The organism is Aggregatibacter sp. oral taxon 458 str. W10330, assembly GCF_000466335.1.
Lineage (GTDB): Bacteria > Pseudomonadota > Gammaproteobacteria > Enterobacterales > Pasteurellaceae > Aggregatibacter.
Window position 1 is genome coordinate 10,727 of record NZ_KE952591.1, and the last position, 1,267, is coordinate 11,993.

Here is a 1,267-nt window from a genome sequence, read left to right on the forward strand (position 1 = left end):
TCCGATAACGATTTAGTATAAAGGTCATATTTTATTTTTGGTTGCAATGTTTTCGTTACAACATGACCATTTGCTTTATCAAATTGTGTCAATGCATTTGAATATTTACCCGTTGAGTAATATTCATCTTTATCCGCAACAGTAAACATCGACTGACGTTTACCACCTGAATTGATAAATGTGCCACGATTATCATAAGGAGGAACATCCCCTTGAGCCGTTGCTTTTCTTAAGAAAGACTGTGCTTGGCCATCTGTTTCGCCAATTTTCTTAAACCAAGCATAGTCGACTTCTTGAGCCGCTTGGGTAATTAATCGCTCCATTGCCTCTTGTTCAGTGACTTGACGCCCTAAACGCTCACTTTCCTCTTGAGCAAAACGTTTTGCGTTTTCTTTAATCCATTTAATCTCATCAACATGAAGCTGTCTGTTATACGTCTCCGCATTGTAAGATGTCAACGCCCCCTGTTTAATCGTTTCACTTGTCCCACCGGTCACTGCACCCGCTGCCGCACCTATCGCCAACGCCGTCATTTGCTGCGCTGCTTGTTTAAGCTTCTCTTTTTGTCCTGCATCTAACTTAAGGTCTTTCGTGTGTTCGTTTAAGTAATCTGTAACATACGTGTTCAACCACTCCGCCCCTGCACCGGCTGCCGCACCTGTCGCAACATTCCCCCCTGACATCTTCGCTGCCAATGCACCTGCAAGGGCATGCATCGCAATCTTCTCTTTGCTGCCGTCTTCAAATTCAAATGCTTTGGCTACATCACCTGTGATTTTTGAAAACAACTCACCGGCCACTTGCGCCGCTTCTTGCTGCTCTTTGATTTCCTGTAAATCAAAGGCTTTCACCTTATGATTGGCATTCTTCGTATCACGTGAAAGTGCGGTCAAATTTTCCGGTGTTTCTGTGTCAATTTGAATATTAGACCCTATCGCTGATTGGGTTTGACTTGTATGCGAAGTTAGATGTGAAAGGTTTGCTTAACATAAGCATCATTGAAAATACAAAAGTGCAGTCAATTTTAAGAAGTTTAAAAACTCTTTGAAAATTGACCGCACTTGATATTTCCATTTTTCCAATCTACTTGTAAATAATTTAAAATGAGCTTTATATAGCACACTTTTAAAATCTATTCCAAAAGTAAATTAAATGCCCTTTTTGGAATACTTTTCCATCAACTCAATCACCGGTTTAAATTTAGGATCTTGTGAACGATATTTTTTGATCCCTTCTAAAATACCATGCTGTCCAGTAAAGAAATCTA

The 1,267-nt window shown here is 40.1% G+C and carries 1 protein-coding gene; it reads right to left on the minus strand.

Translation table 11 applies throughout. The features are described 5' to 3' along the window. A partial coding sequence (locus HMPREF9065_RS08790) for a DUF637 domain-containing protein (RefSeq protein ID WP_021615226.1) occupies positions 1-893 on the minus strand: 893 nt, incomplete at its 3' end. Between the last annotated feature and the right edge of the window lie 374 nt (positions 894-1,267).